Origin of the sequence: Vibrio sp. YT-16, assembly GCF_033337405.1 — a bacterium.
Taxonomy (GTDB): Bacteria; Pseudomonadota; Gammaproteobacteria; order Enterobacterales; family Vibrionaceae; genus Vibrio; species Vibrio alginolyticus.
Genome location: NZ_JAWOQQ010000019.1, coordinates 23690 through 43971 on the forward strand (window position 1 = coordinate 23690; position 20282 = coordinate 43971).

Below are 20282 nucleotides of genomic sequence, written 5' to 3' on the forward strand. Positions count from 1 at the left end.
ATTACCTCATTAACGAAGTAGCCTTGCTCATCACAATTATTATCGTTTTTCATTAAGGGAGGGTGAGAATGGACGCAGACACCATTAACAGTTTTTTTCTAATAGGTGCGTTGTTAATCGCACTTAGCGTTCTTTTAAGCCCAGTGTCTTCTAAGTTGGGAATCCCAATTCTTTTGGTATTTTTAGCCGTTGGAATGCTGGCGGGGGAAGATGGCTTAGGCGGCATTTTATTCGATAACTTTTCCATCGCTTATTTGGTTAGTAACCTCGCATTAGCCATCATTTTGCTTGATGGTGGGATGAGAACGCGGGTCGCCAGCTTTAGGGTTGCGTTATGGCCCTCGGTCTCTTTGGCGACATTTGGCGTTGCGATCACCACCATTTTGACCGGGCTGATGGCAACGTGGTTATTCGACTTAGATTTATTGCAAGGCATATTGGTTGGTGCGATTGTTGGTTCCACCGATGCTGCCGCGGTCTTCTCTCTACTCAAAGGTCGTAGCCTGAACGAACGTGTTGGTTCAACGCTGGAAATTGAATCCGGCACCAATGACCCAATGGCGGTGTTTCTGACCGTAACTCTGATTGCTATTTTAGCGAACCCTGGCGCAGATTTAAGTGCGGGCTTTTTGGCGTTCAGTTTTCTTAAGCAGTTTGGTATTGGCGCGTTACTTGGCTTCGCTGGTGGCTGGATCTTATGGAAAGTTATCAATCGCAATCAATTACCAGATGGGCTGTATTCTATTTTAACGGTCAGTGGTGGCTTGCTTATTTTCGCTTTATCTAACACTTTGGGTGGCAGTGGTATTTTGTCGATTTACCTTGTTGGTCTTTTATTAGGTAACCGTCCAACACGCAGCCGCCACTCTATTCTTCATGTTTTAGATGGTATGACGTGGCTAGCTCAAATTGGTATGTTCTTGGTGCTTGGTTTGTTGGTTACACCATCCAATTTACTCTCTATTGCGTTGCCAGGTCTTGCGCTTGCTTTCGGGATGATTTTGTTTGCCCGACCAATCTCAGTTTGGATTGGTTTACTGCCATTCAAGAGTTTCACGCCACGTGAAAAGTGGTTTGTCTCTTGGGTAGGATTGCGTGGTGCTGTACCTATCATCCTCGCGGTATTTCCGATGATGGCAGGGTTGCCAGATGCTCAACTGTACTTCAATTTGGCATTCTTTGTAGTAATGGTGTCTTTGATAGTACAAGGGGGCACGTTGACTAAGGCGATGTCTCTTGCAAAGGTCGAGCTACCTTCTAAGCCTGAGCCAATTTCGCGTACGGGTGTAGAGATTTACCCGACCAGTGAGTGGGAGCTGTTTATCTATAGACTTAAAGCAGATAAATGGTGCATTGGTGAGCCATTACGTAGTCTTTCGATGCCGGAAGGAACGCGTATCGCCGCTGTATTTCGCAGTAAAGAGCTATTGCACCCATCCGGCAGTACGCGTCTTGAGGAAGATGATACCTTGTGTGTATTAGCACAAGAAAAGGATTTAGATGCACTGAGCTTACTGTTTAGTGAAGCCCCAGAGAAAGCGTCGCTAGCGCGATTCTTCGGTGACTTCTTCCTCGATATTGAAGTGAAGCTTGCCGATATTGCCGTGATGTATGGTTTGAATCTGGGGGATGAACCGCTGGATAAAAGTTTGAGAAACCTTGTCGAAGAGCAATTAGGTAGCACGCCAGTATTGGGAGACCATTTCGAGTGGCAAGGTTTGCATTGGATCGTCGCTGATGTTGTTGATCAGCAGGTCACTAAAGTCGGTATCCGATTGCCAAACGAAAAAAGTAAGTCTGACGATAAGACGTCAATCTAGTCGCTCATTTCCGTCAGCATAATCACGGCTTGCGTGCGGTTCTTTACACCGAGCTTACGGAAAATCGCTGTCATGTGCGCTTTTATGGTGGCTTCTGAAACATTCAATTCGTAAGCGATTTGCTTGTTCAGCAAGCCATCGGACAACATTCCCAACACTTTATATTGCTGCGGTGTTAGCGCAGCAATCTTTTCCGCTAAGTCATTACATGCCGCGTTATTGGTGATCAACCCTTCAGGGAAGTATGGGTCGCCATTCAGCACTTGATTGAGCGCGTTCACTAATTCGCGCATGTCGCTGGACTTGGGAATAAAACCAAATGCACCATGGCTTTTCACCTGCGTCACGATCGCCGGCTCTTCACTCGCTGAAACGACGACGATAGGTAAATCTGGATGCTCTGCTCGCAAATGAATCAAGCCAGACATACCATTTGCTCCTGGCATTTTGAGATCCAATAGCACTAAATCTGGCTCTTCCTCTCGCTCCAACAAAGCCAGAAGTGCGTCGAGTGAGTCCGCTTCCAGCAAATTTGCACCACTAATAGCCATGTGGATAGATTGAAACAAGGCGTTCCGGAAGAGTGGGTGATCATCTGCAATAATGATGGTGTAGGTCGAATCCATGACGTTAAACACTTTTGACTATTTCGTTAAATTTATTATTGTCCAGCTTTGAGAGAGTGGACAATATTTATTCGCTAAAAGTCTGAACCAAATCGACTTTTATTAGGAAAATTGCATATAAACGCAATGTTCTTATTCAAATCTGAGCAATAAAAAACGCCAGTGGACATCACTGGCGTTTGAATATCTGGTTATCAGAACTGCTTGATATGCTCTAAGAAAGGCTCAGCTTGCATGAATCCCGTCAAACGAGCGTTTGAAACGTGTTCGCCACTGGCATCCCAAAACTCAATTGTTGGTAAACCAAGTACATTCATGTGCTTCAGTAGTTCGATGTCTTGCACTTGGTTTTTGGTCACGTCCGCTTGCAGAAGAACGAAGTCTTGCAGTTTTGCTTCGACGCTTGGGTCATGGAAGGTGTACTTTTCAAACTCTTTACATGCTACACACCAATCGGCGTAGAAATCGAGCATGACGGGTTTACCTGCCGCTTTCGCAAGTGCCAGTTGTTCTTCAAGCTCCGCCACGTTAGCAATGCGAGTAAAGCTAACAGTGGCTTGCTGAGTTTGTGTTGTGCTGTTGCCAAACCAGTAATTTAAGATAGGTTGTGCTGCGGCTAGCAAACCTAAGACGGCGATTATGCCCACGGCACTTTGTTTCCAGCCACCAAACTCTAGACTGTTTTTGATGTGGTATAGCCAACCAAAAGCAGCAATACCCAGTGCTGACCACAGAATCGTTGACCACATTTCTGGCATGATGCGTTCTAGTAAGAAGATAGGTGCGGCAAGCAGAATAAAGCCGAACAGCGTTTTCACGCGGTCCATCCAACCGCCGGCTTTTGGTAGCAACTTGTTGCCAAATACCGCTACAAGGATCAGCGGAATACCCATGCCCATCGCCAGCGCGTATAACGCGATACCACCGGTAAGCAAATCGCCGCTTTGTGCCACGTAAAGTAGCGCACCAGACAGAGGTGCCGTGGTACATGGTGAGCACACCAGTCCAGAAATCGCCCCCATGGCGAATACGCCTGCACTGCTGCCGCCCTGTTGCTTATTACTTAAGTTATTCAACCATGTTTGAACGTTGCTTGGTAGCTGTAATGAGTACAGACCAAACATAGACAAAGCGAGTGCGATGAACAGTACGCTCAAGCCAATCAGCACATAAGGGTGTTGCATTGCTGCTTGGAACTGCATACCTGCAGATGCCACCACAAGGCCGAGTAGGGTGTAAGTCAGCGCCATGCCTTGTACATAGACAAACGACAAGCCTAGCGCACGGCGCTGACTCAGTTTGCCACTGCCAAGCACGATGCTGGTCAGAATTGGGTACATCGGCAGCACACAAGGTGTAAACGCCAAGCCCACACCAAGCGCCAAGAACAGAAGTGGTGTCCACCAGTTATCAGCAAGGTTGGCTGCAAGGCTATCTTGCTGTGTTACTGGCGCTGATGATGTGTCATCAGACGTAGATGATTGCGCCGCTGGTGGCGTTGCTGTTGGTGCTTGTTCTGCTTTTGGTATTGTCGTCGCCGCTGTTGAATCTGAGTTCGACGAAGTAAACGCGCTGATAGGAATCACGCGAGTTTCTGGCGGGTAACAGAAGCCTGCTTTCGCACAACCTTGGTATTGCACCACCACGCGCGCACCGTCTTGCCAATCATGCATTGGTACATTAACGAAGAGAGGTTGAGTATAGATATGCACGTCACCAAAGAATTCATCTTTATGCGGTGTGCCGTCTTCCATTTGCAGTTCGCCTAGCGATACTTTCTCACCAGCTACAGACAAGCGCTCTTGATATAGGTAGTACCCGTCACGTACCTGCCAATCGAGCATCAATTTGTCATCTTGCTGGTAGAAGTTAAATGGAAACGCCTGATCAACCGGAACAAAGCTGTCGCTGCTACCAAAACTGTTGTTCTGGCTACTGTTAAACTGGTCTTTGCCAAATAAAGCTAAAGACGGAGTGGAAAAGGTAATGAGCCCTAAGAGTAAAACGGAAAGTAATGCGCGCATAAAAGAGTCAATTCATCTTAGATAATTGCCGTTAGTGTAACTCAATCAGACCCGGAGGCGAGTCAATAAGTTTCATGAAAATGAAGATTTATTGAGCATAAATCAAGACAACAGGCAATAAAAAAGGGAGCCGAAGCTCCCCGAGTAAGACTCTGTTTCTACTAGATCAGTAGACCACCGAATGCGAAGCCAAGTGCTACCGCAGAAGCGATGGTTACCACACCAGGTACAAAGAATGGGTGGTTGAATACGTACTTACCGATACGAGTTGAACCCGTGTCGTCCATCTCAACCGCGGCAAGTAGCGTTGGGTAAGTTGGCAGCACGAATAGCGCACTTACTGCGGCGAAAGATGCAACTGCGGTAAGTGGTGCGACACCGATTGCTAGTGCTGCTGGCATCAGCGCAACAGTGGTTGCACCTTGTGAGTAAAGCAGCATTGAAGCGAAGAATAGAACGAGTGCTAGCATCCATGGGTAGTCTGCTAGTAGCGCACCCGCAACTTCTTTGATGCCGTCAACGTGCGCGTTAACGAACGTAGAACCTAGCCATGCCACACCAAGAACACACACACATGCTGTCATACCAGAGCGGAATGTTGCTGCTGCTGGGATTTTGCCAGCATCGATTTTACAGCTCATTACGATAGCTGCCGCAGCTGCTAGCATTACCGTCATGATAGCTTCGTTACGACCTAGAGCAGGGTTCTCGATAAGGCCAACAGAGCCAGAAATTGCTGCTGCGTAACACACGACAAATGCGATTGCGCCTAGGAAGATGAATGTTGCTTTCTTCGCTGTTGGTAGGATTTCGCGTTTTGCTTCTGTATTTAGCTTGATTAAGCCTTTTTCTAGACGCTCTTGGTATTCAGCATCGTCTTTTAGCTCACAGCCCATGAAGTTCGCCACGAACGCACCGATCATGCACGCGATGAACGTCGTTGGGATACAGATTGCTAGTAGTGTTAGGTAGTCAACGCCAAATGGGTGCAGCATTGCCGCGAACGCTACAACAGCCGCTGAGATTGGTGATGCGGTGATAGCGATTTGCGATGCTACGACCGCGATAGACAGTGGACGAGAAGGGCGTACGCCTTGGCCTTTCGCTACTTCTGCAATCACTGGCAAAGTAGAGAATGCCGTGTGGCCAGTACCCGCCATTAATGTCATTAGGTAAGTTACGATAGGCGCATAAAAGGTGATGCGCTCAGGATGCTTGCGCAAAAAGTTTTCAGCAACTTGCACCATCCAGTCTAAACCACCCGCTACCTGCATTGCTGCGATAGCGGTGATTACAGACATGATGATCAAAATTACGTCAACGGGAATGTAAGCTTGGCTTGTTGGTACGCCCAAGATCAAAGACAACGCAATGACCCCAGCACCACCGGCAAAACCAATGCCGATACCACCGATTCTTGCCCCCAAATAGATGAAGAGCAGAACCACGAAGAGTTCGACCATGACCATATTGATACCTCTTTAGTTTTTTATTTGATTCTGATTTTTTGAACACTCAGGAACAGGAGTAAATGCTCAGAGAATGAGAACCTAGTGGTTTAGCGGCAATAAAAGCATATAAAAAATGTGGTTAACCGTATGAGAGCCTAAAAAAGGGGCCTGAGTGGCCCCCTTCGGATTCGTTATTACTCGTAACGTTTTGCTTTGTAAGTAGGATGCATGAAGTTTTCTACTGACAAGATTTCATCAAGCTCCTCTGCTGTAAGCAGACCGCGCTCTAGCACGACTTCACGAACACTCTTACCAGTTTCTGCACAAATTTTACCTACGATGTCACCTTCGTGGTGGCCGATGTATGGGTTTAGGTAAGTGACGATACCGATAGAGTTGTAAACGTAGTTTTCGCAAACTTCTTTGTTCACAGTGATGCCGTCGATACATTTATCACGTAGGTTCACACACGCGTTGTGTAGTAGAGAGATAGACTCAAACACACTTTGTGCGATCACAGGTTCCATAACGTTTAGCTGTAGCTGACCGCCTTCTGCTGCGAAAGAAACCGTGTTGTCGTTACCGAGAACTTTGAAGCAAACTTGGTTTACTACTTCTGGGATAACTGGGTTTACTTTAGCTGGCATGATTGAAGAGCCTGCTTGCATTTCAGGTAGGTTCAATTCATTTAGACCCGCACGAGGACCAGAAGAAAGTAGACGAAGGTCGTTACAGATCTTCGATAGTTTCACTGCTAGGCGTTTTAGCGCGCCGTGAGTCATTACGTATGCACCACAGTCAGACGTTGCTTCGATAAGGTCTTCTGCTGCAACAACGTCAAGGCCTGTTACTTCCGCTAGGTGTTTTACTGCAAGCGCTTGGTAGCCAGTTGGTGTATTTAGACCAGTACCGATTGCGGTTGCGCCTAGGTTGATTTCTAGGAGGAGTTTAGATGTGTAATCTAGAGCACGAATCTCTTCGTTTAGTGTTACCGCCCACGCATGGAACTCTTGACCTACTGTCATTGGTACTGCGTCTTGAAGCTGAGTACGGCCCATTTTCAGTACATCTTTAAACTCAACGGCTTTAAGTTCGAATGCGCCTTTTAGGTACTCAATTGCTTCCATTAGCTTGTGTACGCTGTTGTATACTGCAATACGGAAACCTGTTGGGTACGCACAGTTGGTTGATTGGCTCTTGTTTACATGGTCATTTGGGTTAACAAATTCGTATTGGCCTTTCTCTTTACCCATCAACTCAAGCGCGACGTTTGCGATCACTTCGTTCGTGTTCATGTTAACTGAAGTGCCTGCACCGCCTTGGAATACGTCTGATGGGAACTGATCCATACACTTGCCAGTTTCTAGGATCAAATCACACGCTTCGATGATGTAGTTTGCAACGTCTTTTGGAATAGCGCCAAGTTCTTTGTTTGCTAACGCTGCTGCTTTTTTGGTCATTACCATGCCGCGTACAAATTCTGGTACGTCAGAGATGGTCATATTAGAGATGTTGAAGTTCTCGATCGCACGTAGCGTATGAATACCGTAGTACGCATCTGCAGGGACATGACGTTGACCTAATAGATCTTCTTCAATACGAGTGGCTGGGTTTGCTGTTTTTGGAGCATCAGATAGGGTAGCCATAGCAGGATCCTTAGATGATAATTCTGATAATAAAGTTATTTATTAGCCATTTCTGCAATCTAGAATCCATTCATCAGAATTTTTGGCTGGAAAATCCGTCCTGACTTATGTGGCACATGATACTGCACCTAGCGCATAAAAATAGTAACTAGATCACCTTTTTCGTTTTTCATGAGTCAATAATTTGCAAAGTATGAACGGGTTATTAATAACCCTTTATGGGTACTCGATTTTCCTCGACAAACATGAGTTTTTAGAGTTCGAAATTAGCACTTTAAAAGCACGAAAAAATCGGTATGCAATTGAATGAAACGCGCTCCCGCTACTTTGTCTAAAAAAGAAGGAGACCAGTATGAACACGCTTTTTTACAACGATTCGTTTGAGCTTAGTCTGCTTTTACCATTACACTGAATTAAACAAAGGAGGGCGTGTGTTTCCTATCTTATTATTAGCGTTTATTTTTGTTCCGATCATTGAAATCGGCTTATTTATTCAGGTGGGCGGCTTTTTAGGTTTATGGCCGACCATTGCACTAGTCTTAATCACTGCATTTGTTGGTGCGTCGTTGGTTCGTAGCCAAGGTATACAAACACTGATGTCAGTACAGGGGCGTCTTGAACAAGGTGAAATTCCAGCCCAGCAAATTTTTGAAGGCGTAATGCTAGCGGTGGCTGGCGTGCTACTGTTAACCCCGGGCTTTATGACCGATGCCCTTGGTATGTTGGTGTTGCTTCCTGCGCCACGCGCCGCGATAGCTAAATACTTGATGAGCAAAATGGTGGTGAAAACCATGCATGGCGGTGGCTTCCAAGGTGGTTTCTCTAACCAGGGGCCATTTGAGCAAGACCCGTTCCGTCGTGACCCATTTGATTCCCAGTCAGATAATGGCAAGACCTTCGAAGGGGAATACGAGCGTAAAGACGATGATGATCGCAACAAGCTCAACTGATTGAGTTAGACAGTAAAGAAAACAAAAGGGCGCACCAAGCGCCCTTTTCTGTATTTGGAATTCGTGCTGCTTACAATGCGCCTTCAAAGCCCATTTGACGCCATGCTTCAAAAGCAATGATCGCAACGGCATTCGAAAGGTTTAGGCTGCGCGCATCTGGCATCATTGGAATACGAATACGCTGCTCCATTGGCAAGCTATCGATGATTTCAGCAGGCAAACCACGAGTTTCTGGACCAAACATCAAAACATCACCCGTTTGGTATTGTGCGTCAACGTGGTGACCTGTGGTTTTGGTGGTGCAGGCAAACAATCGGTAGTTACCTTGCTTCTCTTTCTCTAAATATTCTAAGAACGCTTGATAGTTTTTATGACGCGTTACGCGAGCTAAATCATGGTAATCCAAACCAGCGCGGCGGACTTTTTTCTCTTCAAGATCGAAACCCAGAGGTTCAATTAAGTGAAGGTTTGCACCGCAGTTGGCGCATAGTCGAATGATGTTGCCGGTGTTCGGCGCGATTTCTGGTTCGTATAAAGCGATATCAAACATGGTATTGAAATAGAGTTGGTCAAAGAGAGGGGCAGTATATACCCAAGTCACCGAGAGATGCGAGATTCAGCAAAATTGACCTGGGTATGAAAGCAGGCATTAGCGCGGATGTTAATACCGTAAGTATCGATGCTCTTTATAAGAGAGCGTGAGCATAATTTTCTTCAACTGCTCGCCAGTTGACGACGTTCCACCACGCATCAATATATTCTGGGCGACGGTTTTGGTAACTGATGTAATACGCGTGCTCCCATACGTCTAATGCGAGGATTGGTTCACCGCGCACATCCACTACGTCCATCAGAGGGTTGTCTTGATTACTGGTGGACGTAATGTGAATCTCACCATCTTTTACGATCAGCCATGCAAAGCCAGACCCAAAGGTATTGATGGCAGCTTGGGCAAACGCCTCTTTAAATTGCGCAAAGCTACCAAATTTATCGTTAATTGCTTGAGCAAGCGCGCCTTGAGGCTCTCCGCCACCGTTTGGTGACATGCAATTCCAATAAATGATGTGGTTGTAATAGCCGCCACCATTATTACGTACTGCTGGACTGAGCTTAGAGATATTGTCAAAGATCTCGTCTAATGACTGAGTTTCGAGCTCGCTCCCTTCAACGGCATTTACAAACTTATCAAAGTACGTCTTGTGGTGTTTGCTGTAATGCACTTCCATGGTTTTCGCGTCGATGTACGGCTCTAGTGAATCGTACGGGTAAGGCAGAGCGGGAAATGTATGTGACATAGTAAATCCTCCTTAATTGGAAAATTTACTTTAATGCTAACGATAATTATTATCAACTTTGATCTTTGTAAGGGTATTCTAAGAAGCCTCACCAATTTCTAAAGTGAGGGTGGGGCTGTTAATCACTCACTCTAGAAATATGGTGCGAATTATTGTTAGTTCATCAAATTGAGACTAACAATTGATCGGTAAGGTGATACTCATACGCAATCCGCCTAAAGGACTTCGGCTGGCTGCGATCGTGCCACTGTGCTGGCGAATGGCACTTTCGGTAATGGTTAGGCCGAGACCTGTGCCGCCAGAGTGGCGATCGCGTGCCGTGGAAACGCGATAGAACGGGCGAAAAATCGCGGCCAGTTCCTCTTCTGGTACACCTTCTCCATTATCGTCAACCGTGATACGAAGCGTATCGTCATCGGCTTTGATGTCGATTTGTACCTCATCTTTTCCGTAGTAAATGGCGTTACGAACGATATTTTCCACCGCACTCATCAGCAGTTTAGGGTTACCGGAAATATTGCGCTTAGGTAATTCTGAATAGTGTAGCTGTTTGCCCATTTGCTCTGCTTCAAACTGCGCATCTTTAATGATTTCTTCCCATAAACTTTCTAGTGGCTGTGTTTCGCGAGTCATATGACTGTTCGCCTGCATGCGAGAAAGCTCTAATAGTTCGCTGATCATCTGTTCCAAGCGCTGCGCTTCGGTATCGATACGAGTCAGTTCTGGGCTTTCGCCTTGTTTACGCGTCGCTAATGCGCTTGCCATGCGCAGACGAGTTAAAGGTGAGCGCAGCTCGTGAGAGATATCGGATAGCAAACGTTGTTGTCCTGAAATCATTTGATTAACCGCTTCGACCATCTGGTTGAAGCTGCTGCCTGCTTGACGAAATTCCGCCGTACCTTTTTCTAAATTTGGGTCTGTGACAAATTCACCTTTCGCTACACGTTGAGCAGCGGCTTCAAGACGACGTGCAGGCTGACTCAAAGCCCAAGCAAGCCATAACAGCAATGGTGTACTAACCAACATGACCGCAAGCAAGAGCTGGAATGGGTGATCAAACAGACGCAGGAGTAGAGGTGGTGGCTCATTCCATTTGAAACCCACGTACATCAAGATATCGGAACCTGCCAAAGTGATAGGAATTGGGCCCGCAATCATGTATCGACCATACAGCTTCTGCTTTGGATTATTGTAATCTTCGATACTGGTGACAAAGTTTTGCATGGCACGCAATTGAAAATTGCTGCGTTTTTCTGTCGTAAGAACATTACCGCTGTAGTCAGAAAAAAACACTCGAGGGCGAGGGTCGTGCTTGCCGTGGCGGTTGCCCTCGATACGAAAAAGTATGCGGCCTAAATCAGTTTGCTGGCTGTATTTTTGTTGGATTGAGTCACGCGTTTCTACCATACGTTTGTAGTGTTCTTCTGGAATATCGCGAGCTTTGCGTGGGTCCAAATGTGGCAGTGATAGCACGGCTATCAATACTAATAACATGGTGAACCAAAAAATGGCAAAGATGCGTCCATACAGGCTATTGATGTTTGGCAGTTTGATGCGTGATAGGCGCATTAATCCTCCTCAAGCAGCATGTAGCCACGACCACGCAGGGTTTTAATTCGCGGCTTGCCATTGCTTTGATCTGGTAATTTTTTACGTAAGTTCGAGACATGCATATCGATAGCGCGATCAAAAGCAGCGAGTCGTTTACCAAGCACATCTAAGCTCAGTGTCTCTTTGGTCAGCACTTGTCCTGGGTTTTGTACGAAGTGGGTGAGTAGCGCAAACTCGGTTGCCGTGAGGTCGAGCAACTGTTGCTCACAATACGCTTCTTGCTTACCGGGATAGAGGCGGATTTCTTGATACTCAATGCAATCGCTGTTTTTGGTATTTTTTTGTGTGCTGCTAGTGCGGCGTAAAATCGCGCGGATTCGCGCTAACAGCTCTCGGTCACTAAAAGGTTTTGGTAAATAATCATCCGCGCCCAGTTCCAAGCCGATCACGCGATCAATTTCTTCCCCTTTAGCGGTCAGCATCAAGACGGGAGTTTCCCAATTTTCACGTAAGCGTTTCAGCGTTTCCATGCCATTGAGTTTTGGCATCATGACATCCAACAAAATCAAATCAATCTTATCATTGATCGCGGCTAAGCCGGCTTCACCGTCATTTGCTTCGCTGACGTCAAACCCTTCGAAACTGAGTACTTCTTTTAATAAGCTGGTTAGCTCGATATCGTCATCGATTAAAAGAATGTTTGCCATGGGGGCACCTATAGTAAGTTACCGATAGCCTAATATTACATTGGAATGATGCGCAACGAAGAGGAGAAAAATCACTCTTTACGATTCTTTACGCTCCCTATACGTCGCTTTACCTAGCGGGTCGTATTCTATACTCAAGCGCTGTGAGAACAGCTCAGAAGAACCACTCACCTGTGTAAGGAATCGTATTATGAAGTCTGCAAAAAAACTTGTGTTAGCTGCTGTTGTTCTACCTCTTACTCTTGGCGCCGCAAGCGCATTCGCTTACGGTGGTAAAAACCATCATAAAGGTCCTCGTGACGAATGCGGCATGGGTATGGACCGAGGTGTCATGCGTCAACTAGACCTGACTGATGCACAAAAAGATCAGCTAAAAGAAATGCGTGAAGCAAACAAAGCAGAAATGAAAGCAAAATTCGCTGATGGCAAAGAAGCACGTATGGCTGAGCGTCAAGCGCATCACGCAAAAGTGCAATCGCTTTTGCTGGCGGATAATTTTGATGAAGCTCAAGCTAGCGAATTAGCAAAAGAGATGGTTGAGCGCCAAACGGAACGTCGCGTGCAAATGCTAGAAAGAAAGCACCAAATGCTTAGCGTATTAACACCTGAGCAGAAAGCGAAATTTGTTGAGCTACAAAATGAACGTATGCAAGAGTGTGGCGACAGAATGCACAAGCGCATGGAAAAGTCGCGCAATAATTAAGTCATGAATTGATGTTATATAAAGAGGCAGCCATTGGTTGCCTCTTTTTGATCTGGTTATTTCATGGTCATTCAATATACTCAACGTATGGTTTTAGTTAACTCTTTGATTATGAAACAGCAATACGCACGTTTAGTTACGACCGCCGCTTGGACTGCAACCATTGTGGCGACGCTTCTTCTGATAGTAAAAGTCATCACGTGGTGGGTAACCGGCTCAGTGAGCTTATTGGCGTCATTGATTGACTCCATGTTAGATATCGCGGCTTCGGTTGTGAATCTTGTGGTGGTTCGTTACGCCTTACAACCGGCAGACCGCGAACATACGTTTGGACATGGTAAAGCTGAGTCCTTAGCGGCCCTAGCCCAAGCAATGTTTATTTCGGGCTCGGCAGTATTTTTGATTCTTAACGGGATTGACCGATTTTTCCGCCCACATGCTTTACACGCACCGGAGTTAGGTGTGTATGTATCGCTGTTTGCGATTGTGGTCACACTTGGCTTGGTGATGTTCCAAAAACATGTGGTTCGCGTGACGGGGAGCCAAGCAATAGCGGCGGATTCTCTGCATTATCAGACTGACTTGTATATGAATGCTGCGATCATGGTTGCTCTGGGGCTCAGTTATTTTGGAGTGACTCAAGCGGATGCTGTGTTTGCGATTGGTATTGGTGTCTTCATTCTTTATAGCGCTTTCAAAATGGTAAGCGAAGCGATTCAAACCTTACTTGATAGAAAGTTGCCCGATGAAGAGCTTGAGCAAATTAACCAAGCTTGTTTGAGCGTAAAAGGGGTATTGGGCGTGCATCAGTTACGCACGCGAATGTCCGGACCGACGCGCTTTATACAGTTGCATTTAGAGCTAGACGATAACTTACGATTAATTGAGGCGCATTACATCGCTGATAAAGTGGAAGATAATTTATTGGCTCTTTTTCCTGATGCGGACGTATTGATCCATCAAGATCCATTGTCTGTCGTTTTCGGACCAGAGAAAGAGCAGAAAGCGCAAGATTGGTAGGCTTGAAAAATCCATCAGTGCCCGACGACAAACAGGTACTTATTGACTATCTTTCCATCAATACTTATTAAGATTCGTGATCCTGATATGAATCAACAAAGTTTTATAGAGAAACTGTAATACTCTTACATAAGTAGAAAAGTTACATAAAAAAGTGCGTTTTCATTGGTAATCCTGTAGAGGAAATGTAACATAACGCACAGTTCTGGATTATGCAGGTTGCTTGGTAACAAGGGGCCTAAAAGAAAATTAAATAATTGATTGCCAAAGATCGAGGGTGAGCATGATTAAGAAGATCGGTGTTTTAACAAGTGGCGGTGACGCACCTGGTATGAACGCTGCGATACGCGGCGTAGTACGTACAGCACTATCCGAAGGATTGGAAGTATTCGGTGTGTACGACGGCTACCTAGGCCTATACGAAGGCCGCATCGAGAAGCTAGATCGTTCTAGCGTTTCAGATGTGATCAACAAAGGTGGTACGTTCCTAGGTTCTGCACGTTTCCCTGAATTTAAACAAGTGGAAGTTCGTGAAAAAGCGATTGAGAACCTGAAAAAACATGGTATCGATGCACTAGTGGTAATCGGTGGTGATGGTTCGTACATGGGTGCGAAGAAACTGACTGAAATGGGTTACCCATGTATCGGTCTTCCGGGCACAATCGACAACGATATCGCAGGTACGGATTACACTGTGGGCTACCTAAGTGCACTAAACACCGTTATCGATGCAATCGACCGTTTACGTGATACTTCTTCATCTCACCAACGCATTTCAATTGTAGAAATCATGGGCCGTCACTGTGGTGATTTGACTCTGATGTCTGCAATTGCGGGCGGTTGTGAATACATCATCACTCCGGAAACTGGTCTAGACAAAGACAAGCTGATCAGCAACATCCAAGATGGTATCGCTAAAGGTAAGAAACACGCGATCATCGCGCTTACTGAGCTAATGATGGATGCTAATGAACTAGCACGTGACATCGAAGCCGCGACAGGTCGTGAAACTCGTGCAACAGTACTTGGTCACATCCAACGTGGTGGTCGTCCAACTGCATTTGACCGCGTACTAGCATCTCGTATGGGTAACTACGCTGTTCACCTATTGATCGAAGGTCATGGTGGTCGTTGTGTAGGTATCGTGAAAGAGCAACTTGTTCACCACGATATCATCGACGCAATCGAAAACATGAAGCGTCCAGTACGCAACGATCTATACAAAGTTGCTGAAGAGTTGTTCTAAGCAAGCTTGAAATAGATAAACAAAACCGCGGCTTTCCGCGGTTTTTTTGTATTTGATAATCAACAAAAAGAAACTAGTGATAGACGAGTGTTAAGACACGCTGCTCTGCTCTATGAGCGTTAATTTGCGCTCGCGCAGCGCAAACAAGTAGCCCAGTAGCCCACCCAACGTATTCCCAACCGCGATACCGATAAACAAGCCTTCAATGCTGTAGATTTGGCTCCCGACCCACGCCGATGGCAAGGTAAAAATGAACAGCCGCATAAAGCTCCACTGGAATGCACGCAATGGCTTGTGCATCGCATTCAAACCACTGACTAACATCATCACGATGCCTTGGAAGCCATAACTAAATGGCACCACCAGTAAATAATGCCAAAGCAGGTTTTTCACCGCATCTTCCTGAGAAAACAGCGCAGCCAGAGGAATGCTCAGCGGTACCATCATCAAGAAGATAAACCCTTGGAATACCACTGCAAAACGCATGCTAATAAATAAACCGGAAAAGGCTCGTTGCGGTTGTTTGGCTCCTAAATTTTGTGCCATAAACGGTGTGAGGGCAGAGGTCAGCGACATCAATACTAGAATCAATATGGACTCAATACGCTGCGCTGCGCCGTAAGCAGCAACCGCCGCTGTACCGTGGTTGGATAACAGCATCATCAGAATGGCACCGGACAACGGATTCATCGCGTTTGATAGCGCAGCAGGGGTACCAATTTTTAGTGTCTGTTGCCAGTCTTGTTTCAGCAAAGCCCATTGGGGTTGAGCAAGCAATTTTTCCCGTTTAATTAGCACATAGAATGAGCCACACAAAGCACCTAACCAGCTAAAGGCACTTGCTATGGCTGCGCCTTGAATGCCAAGTTCCGGAAAAGGGCCATAACCGAAAATCAACAATGGATCGAGCATGCCATTAATCAAACCAGCCAACATCATTACTTTTGCTGGTGTTTTTGTGTCGCCAGTAGCTCGGATAGCACTGTTGCCCGCCATTGGGATCACTAGCAGAGGAATGGTGAGATACCAGACCTGCATATACTGCTCAATAAGAGGGATGAGATCATCAGACGCACCAAGAAAACGAAACAATGGCGAAATGGTGGTAAAGCCAATAGAAGACGCGATAGCCACAAGTAACACGGCTAATAACAAACCGTGGGTGGTGAACCGTGCAGCTTGTGGTGCATGACCTTGCCCAAGCAAGCGACCAATATTGGTCGATAGTCCCATCCCAATCCCCATCGTAATGCAATTAACCGCAAAGGTGACAGGAAAGGTATAGCTGATAGCCGCTAGCGCTTGAGTGCCAAGCAACGAGATAAAAAACGTGTCCACCAAGTTAAACATCAAAATTGCGATCATGCCCATGGTCATGGGTACGGTCATTTTCCGCAGCGTTTCAGGAATGGGTGCGGTCAACAAACCATGCTTATCGGTCGCTTGGGGTTCCAGCTTGTTATTTTCCTGCATGTGTGACAACTATCTGGTGAGCAAACTGCAAGGATACAAGAAAGCGAGATGCCGAGCGAGTGAGCATTTCTAACGCAAACCGTTGCCTAGTTGTTCGTTATTTTAACTAAGTCACAAAAATTTTGTGCCACCCCCTTGGGATCGCTGCTTCGACCCCTTATATAGGGATCACGTGTCTGGGGCTACAGTCCCTAAGGACAATTATCAAATAAACATGGAAATTTTCAGGAGAGACGACCGATGAACATTCGTCCATTACATGACCGAGTTATCGTTGAACGTAAAGAAGTTGAATCTAAGTCTGCTGGTGGCATCGTTCTGACTGGTTCTGCTGCAGAAAAATCGACTCGCGGTGTTGTTCTAGCTGTGGGTAAAGGCCGCATCCTAGAAAACGGCACCGTACTGCCACTAGACGTTAAAGTCGGTGATACCGTTATCTTCGCTGAAGGTTACGGTACAAAAACTGAAAAAATCGACGGTAAAGAAGTGCTTGTCATGTCTGAAAACGACATCATGGCGATCGTTGAATAATAGCAATCATTGAGTAATTTTTTGCTCAGATTCAATTACGAAATTACACACAAAGAATTTTAGAAAGGAAATCAAAGATGGCTGCTAAAGACGTTAAATTTGGTAATGACGCACGAGTTAAAATGCTAGAAGGTGTAAACGTTCTGGCTGACGCAGTAAAAGTAACACTGGGTCCTAAAGGACGTAATGTCGTTCTAGACAAATCTTTTGGTGCACCAACTATCACTAAAGATGGTGTATCAGTAGCGCGTGAAATCGAGCTGGAAGATAAATTCCAGAACATGGGCGCACAAATGGTTAAAGAAGTTGCGTCTAAAGCAAACGACGCAGCGGGTGACGGTACAACAACAGCAACGGTACTAGCGCAATCTATCGTTAACGAAGGTCTAAAAGCAGTCGCAGCGGGCATGAACCCAATGGATCTTAAGCGTGGTATCGACAAAGCTGTTGCCGCGGCAGTTGAGCAACTAAAAGAGCTTTCTGTTGAATGTAACGACACAAAAGCGATCGCGCAGGTTGGTACTATCTCTGCAAACTCAGACGCAAGCGTAGGTAATATCATTGCAGAAGCAATGGAGCGTGTGGGTCGTGATGGCGTTATCACGGTTGAAGAAGGTCAGGCGCTACAAGACGAGTTAGACGTAGTAGAAGGTATGCAGTTCGACCGCGGTTACCTGTCTCCTTACTTCATCAACAACCAAGAATCAGGCAGTGTTGATCTAGAAAACCCATTCATTCTTCTAGTAGACAAGAAGATCTCAAACATTCGTGAGCTTCTTCCAACGCTAGAAGCTGTCGCGAAAGCATCTCGTCCACTGCTTATCATTGCAGAAGATGTAGAAGGCGAAGCGCTAGCAACATTGGTTGTGAACAACATGCGTGGCATCGTAAAAGTTGCAGCTGTGAAAGCACCTGGCTTCGGTGACCGTCGTAAAGCAATGCTACAAGACATCGCTATCCTAACTGGCGGTACTGTGATTTCTGAAGAGATCGGTCTAGAGCTAGAAAAAGTTGCACTAGAAGATCTAGGTCAAGCGAAGCGTGTTTCTATCACGAAAGAAAACACGACTATCATCGATGGTATCGGTGAAGAAGAGATGATCTCTGGCCGTGTTGCTCAGATTCGTCAACAAATCGAAGACGCAACTTCAGACTACGACAAAGAGAAACTACAAGAGCGCGTAGCTAAACTGGCTGGCGGTGTTGCAGTAATCAAAGTTGGTGCTGCGACTGAAGTTGAAATGAAAGAGAAGAAAGACCGTGTAGAAGATGCGCTAGCCGCAACTCGCGCAGCGGTTGAAGAAGGTGTTGTTGCTGGTGGTGGTGTTGCACTTATCCGCGCGGCATCTAAGATTGCTCACCTAACGGGTGACAACGAAGAACAAAACGTTGGTATCCGCGTTGCACTACGTGCAATGGAAGCGCCAATCCGTCAAATCACGAAGAACGCAGGTGAGGAAGACTCAGTTGTTGCGAACAACGTGAAAGCGGGTGAAGGTAGCTACGGCTACAACGCGGCAACAGGCGAATACGGCGACATGCTAGAAATGGGTATCCTAGATCCAACTAAAGTTACTCGTTCTGCACTACAATTCGCAGCATCGGTTGCAGGTCTGATGATCACTACTGAAGCGATGGTTACTGACCTACCGCAAAAAGACGCGCCAGCGATGCCTGACATGGGCGGCATGGGTGGCATGGGCGGTATGGGCGGCATGATGTAAGCCAGCTTATCTCATCGCTCTAAGGGAGCCCTTATAGCGGAAAGATAACCGACCAAACCTTTAAAAGTCGAGGCAGATGCCTCGACTTTTTTTATGCGTGTCACCTGAGAAACATGACGTTCTGGAGTGGCTTATCATGAGATTTTTGAGCGTAAAAAGCGCCATTTCAGAAGCAAAAAATCGAAGAGAAATATTTTTTCTTTTGAGTCAGATGGTTAAATCTGACCTATTGCTAACACTTTTTGAACGGGTACAGAGCAAAATCTGAACATTACACTATGTTGTAAATTGTTGCTTCCCATCATGGAGATGAAAATGAAAAAGCTTATGACGTCATTGGCGGTTGCAGCCGCTATCGCATCACCTGTTGCTTTTGCCGACAGTACACCTGTGATGTTCTCTACTATCGATAACACAAACGCACCTTCGAATTCTTCAGTTGGTGGTGTTCGTTTAGCTGTGTTGCATGGACAGGTAAATGAGGTTAAAGGTGTCGACTTTTCACTGCTTGGTATGTCAGAAACGGATCGTACGACAGGTGTGAACTTCGGTCTGTTTTTTGGCGCAGCAAAAGTAAATCAAGAAATGAAAGGCGCGTCTTTAGGCTTAGTTAACTGGAACCAAGGTCAGACGACGGGTGTTAACTTGGGTGCTGTTAACATTACGAACAACGTAAAAGGCTTGAACTGGAGCGCGGTGAACTATTCTGAAGGCTACACCATGGCGGATGTGGGCTTAGCGAGTATCTCTAAGAAGTCTAATTTCCAGTTTGGTTTCTTCAACATGACCGATCAAATCGATGGCGTGCAAATTGGTCTTTTGAACTGTGCGGATAACGGTTTCTTCAAGTGTTTCCCACTCATCAACTTTGCTAAGTAATCCCTGAGAAAGTCAGAATCTTTATATACAGAAAGCCCTCGATGTTTGTCGAGGGCTCTTTAATTACTGATGAGATGAAGCGAGTTTCTCGGAGCGTTAACTATTTAATTAATCGTGATGAAGTTTTGCGTTGTTGAATTCTTTGATGAACACCGCGGCGTAATGCTTTGATGTGGTTTTCTGCTTTATCCACACCTAACAACACGGTTAGTGTCAGGAGAGTAATAACCACCGACTGCGTTAAATAACCCAAACCTATCATCAAACCTAAACCTGCTAGCACCCATATTACAGCCGCGGATGTTACGCCATGGATTTTTCCATCAAGTGTCATCATAACGCCAGCGCCTAAGAAGCCGACGCCAGTAATGATCTGACCAAGCACTCGTGCTTGATCAAGTGTATTTGGCGATAACGACACTGCCATCGACATAAACAGGTAGGTGCCTGAAATAATTAATATTGCTGTGCGAATGCCAACCGGTTTACCACGAGTTTGGCGCTCTATACCGATCATGAGCCCATTAATGGCGCAGCATAGTAGGGCAGGCCAACTGAATGGGCCAAGATCGAAAATTTGTTCGAATGCTGTATGCATCTTGACCTCCAAAAGTGCGGAGTATGCATAGACTTACC

At 46.0% G+C, this 20282-nt stretch carries 18 protein-coding genes; 8 read left to right on the forward strand and 10 right to left on the reverse strand.

Annotated elements, in window-relative coordinates; genetic code table 11:
• Window positions 1-68 precede the first annotated feature (68 nt).
• On the forward strand, window positions 69-1820 hold the full coding sequence (locus R7F07_RS21680) for a potassium/proton antiporter (RefSeq protein WP_005382374.1): 1752 nt from the start codon (window positions 69-71) through the stop codon (window positions 1818-1820).
• Here R7F07_RS21680 and R7F07_RS21685 read toward each other — a convergent pair.
• The 4 genes from R7F07_RS21685 to aspA form a co-directional block, all read right to left on the reverse strand.
• Window positions 1817-2446, reverse strand: a complete 630-nt coding sequence (locus R7F07_RS21685) for a response regulator (protein ID WP_005382375.1) — start codon at window positions 2444-2446, stop codon at window positions 1817-1819. The two genes, R7F07_RS21680 and R7F07_RS21685, sit on opposite strands and share 4 nt — an antisense overlap.
• A gap of 194 nt (window positions 2447-2640) precedes the next feature.
• On the reverse strand, window positions 2641-4470 hold the full coding sequence (locus tag R7F07_RS21690) for a protein-disulfide reductase DsbD (protein ID WP_171343371.1): 1830 nt from the start codon (window positions 4468-4470) through the stop codon (window positions 2641-2643).
• Window positions 4471-4631: 161 nt separating this feature from the next.
• Window positions 4632-5939, reverse strand: a complete 1308-nt coding sequence (locus tag R7F07_RS21695; protein ID WP_005382378.1) for an anaerobic C4-dicarboxylate transporter — start codon at window positions 5937-5939, stop codon at window positions 4632-4634.
• Window positions 5940-6115: 176 nt separating this feature from the next.
• Entirely contained in the window at window positions 6116-7567 is a 1452-nt protein-coding gene (gene aspA, locus R7F07_RS21700; RefSeq protein WP_005382379.1) for an aspartate ammonia-lyase, read from the reverse strand.
• 431 nt (window positions 7568-7998) lie between these two features.
• Between aspA and R7F07_RS21705 the strand changes: the two genes are divergently transcribed.
• Window positions 7999-8517 carry an FxsA family protein gene (locus R7F07_RS21705; protein ID WP_005386383.1) on the forward strand — a complete coding sequence of 173 codons (519 nt, stop codon included), beginning with the start codon at window positions 7999-8001 and terminating at the stop codon, window positions 8515-8517.
• 70 nt (window positions 8518-8587) lie between these two features.
• Here the strand turns inward: R7F07_RS21705 and trmL are convergent, their stop codons facing one another.
• From trmL to R7F07_RS21725, 4 genes are all read right to left on the reverse strand, one after another.
• Window positions 8588-9067, reverse strand: a complete 480-nt coding sequence (trmL, locus tag R7F07_RS21710; RefSeq protein WP_025768811.1) for a tRNA (uridine(34)/cytosine(34)/5-carboxymethylaminomethyluridine(34)-2'-O)-methyltransferase TrmL — start codon at window positions 9065-9067, stop codon at window positions 8588-8590.
• Window positions 9068-9203: 136 nt separating this feature from the next.
• Window positions 9204-9812 (reverse strand): superoxide dismutase, encoded by a 609-nt coding sequence (locus R7F07_RS21715; RefSeq protein WP_005382382.1) that lies wholly within the window; start codon window positions 9810-9812, stop codon window positions 9204-9206.
• A 174-nt stretch (window positions 9813-9986) separates the two neighbouring features.
• Window positions 9987-11381, reverse strand: coding sequence for an envelope stress sensor histidine kinase CpxA (cpxA, locus tag R7F07_RS21720; protein WP_005382383.1), 1395 nt, complete (start codon window positions 11379-11381; stop codon window positions 9987-9989).
• Window positions 11381-12070: a response regulator gene (locus tag R7F07_RS21725; protein WP_005382384.1), complete on the reverse strand. Its 690-nt coding sequence runs from the start codon at window positions 12068-12070 to the stop codon at window positions 11381-11383. Before R7F07_RS21725 ends, cpxA begins: the two co-directional genes overlap by 1 nt.
• Window positions 12071-12260: 190 nt before the next feature.
• Here R7F07_RS21725 and R7F07_RS21730 point away from each other — a divergent pair, with 190 nt between their 5' ends.
• The 3 genes from R7F07_RS21730 to pfkA all read left to right on the forward strand — a co-directional run bounded on the left by R7F07_RS21730 (window position 12261) and on the right by pfkA (window position 15039).
• The gene (locus R7F07_RS21730; RefSeq protein ID WP_005386388.1) at window positions 12261-12773 is read left to right on the forward strand and encodes a CpxP family protein; all 513 of its coding nucleotides are present in this window, start codon (window positions 12261-12263) and stop codon (window positions 12771-12773) included.
• A 111-nt stretch (window positions 12774-12884) separates the two neighbouring features.
• A complete protein-coding gene (gene fieF / locus R7F07_RS21735; protein ID WP_025768809.1) occupies window positions 12885-13793 on the forward strand; it encodes a CDF family cation-efflux transporter FieF in 909 nt (302 codons plus the stop codon).
• Window positions 13794-14076: 283 nt separating this feature from the next.
• Window positions 14077-15039 (forward strand): 6-phosphofructokinase, encoded by a 963-nt coding sequence (gene pfkA, locus R7F07_RS21740; RefSeq protein WP_005381521.1) that lies wholly within the window; start codon window positions 14077-14079, stop codon window positions 15037-15039.
• 90 nt (window positions 15040-15129) lie between these two features.
• Here the strand turns inward: pfkA and R7F07_RS21745 are convergent, their stop codons facing one another.
• Window positions 15130-16512, reverse strand: a complete 1383-nt coding sequence (locus tag R7F07_RS21745) for an MATE family efflux transporter (protein ID WP_053307396.1) — start codon at window positions 16510-16512, stop codon at window positions 15130-15132.
• Window positions 16513-16752: 240 nt separating this feature from the next.
• Between R7F07_RS21745 and R7F07_RS21750 the strand changes: the two genes are divergently transcribed.
• The 3 genes from R7F07_RS21750 (at window position 16753) to R7F07_RS21760 (ending at window position 19646) form a co-directional block, all read left to right on the forward strand.
• The gene (locus tag R7F07_RS21750; RefSeq protein WP_005381516.1) at window positions 16753-17043 is read left to right on the forward strand and encodes a co-chaperone GroES; all 291 of its coding nucleotides are present in this window, start codon (window positions 16753-16755) and stop codon (window positions 17041-17043) included.
• Window positions 17044-17120: 77 nt separating this feature from the next.
• The gene (gene groL / locus R7F07_RS21755; protein ID WP_005381509.1) at window positions 17121-18767 is read left to right on the forward strand and encodes a chaperonin GroEL; all 1647 of its coding nucleotides are present in this window, start codon (window positions 17121-17123) and stop codon (window positions 18765-18767) included.
• A gap of 315 nt (window positions 18768-19082) precedes the next feature.
• Window positions 19083-19646 carry a VC2662 family protein gene (locus tag R7F07_RS21760; RefSeq protein WP_005381507.1) on the forward strand — a complete coding sequence of 188 codons (564 nt, stop codon included), beginning with the start codon at window positions 19083-19085 and terminating at the stop codon, window positions 19644-19646.
• 100 nt (window positions 19647-19746) lie between these two features.
• Here the strand turns inward: R7F07_RS21760 and R7F07_RS21765 are convergent, their stop codons facing one another.
• Window positions 19747-20244, reverse strand: a complete 498-nt coding sequence (locus tag R7F07_RS21765) for an MgtC/SapB family protein (RefSeq protein WP_005381504.1) — start codon at window positions 20242-20244, stop codon at window positions 19747-19749.
• Window positions 20245-20282 lie beyond the last annotated feature (38 nt).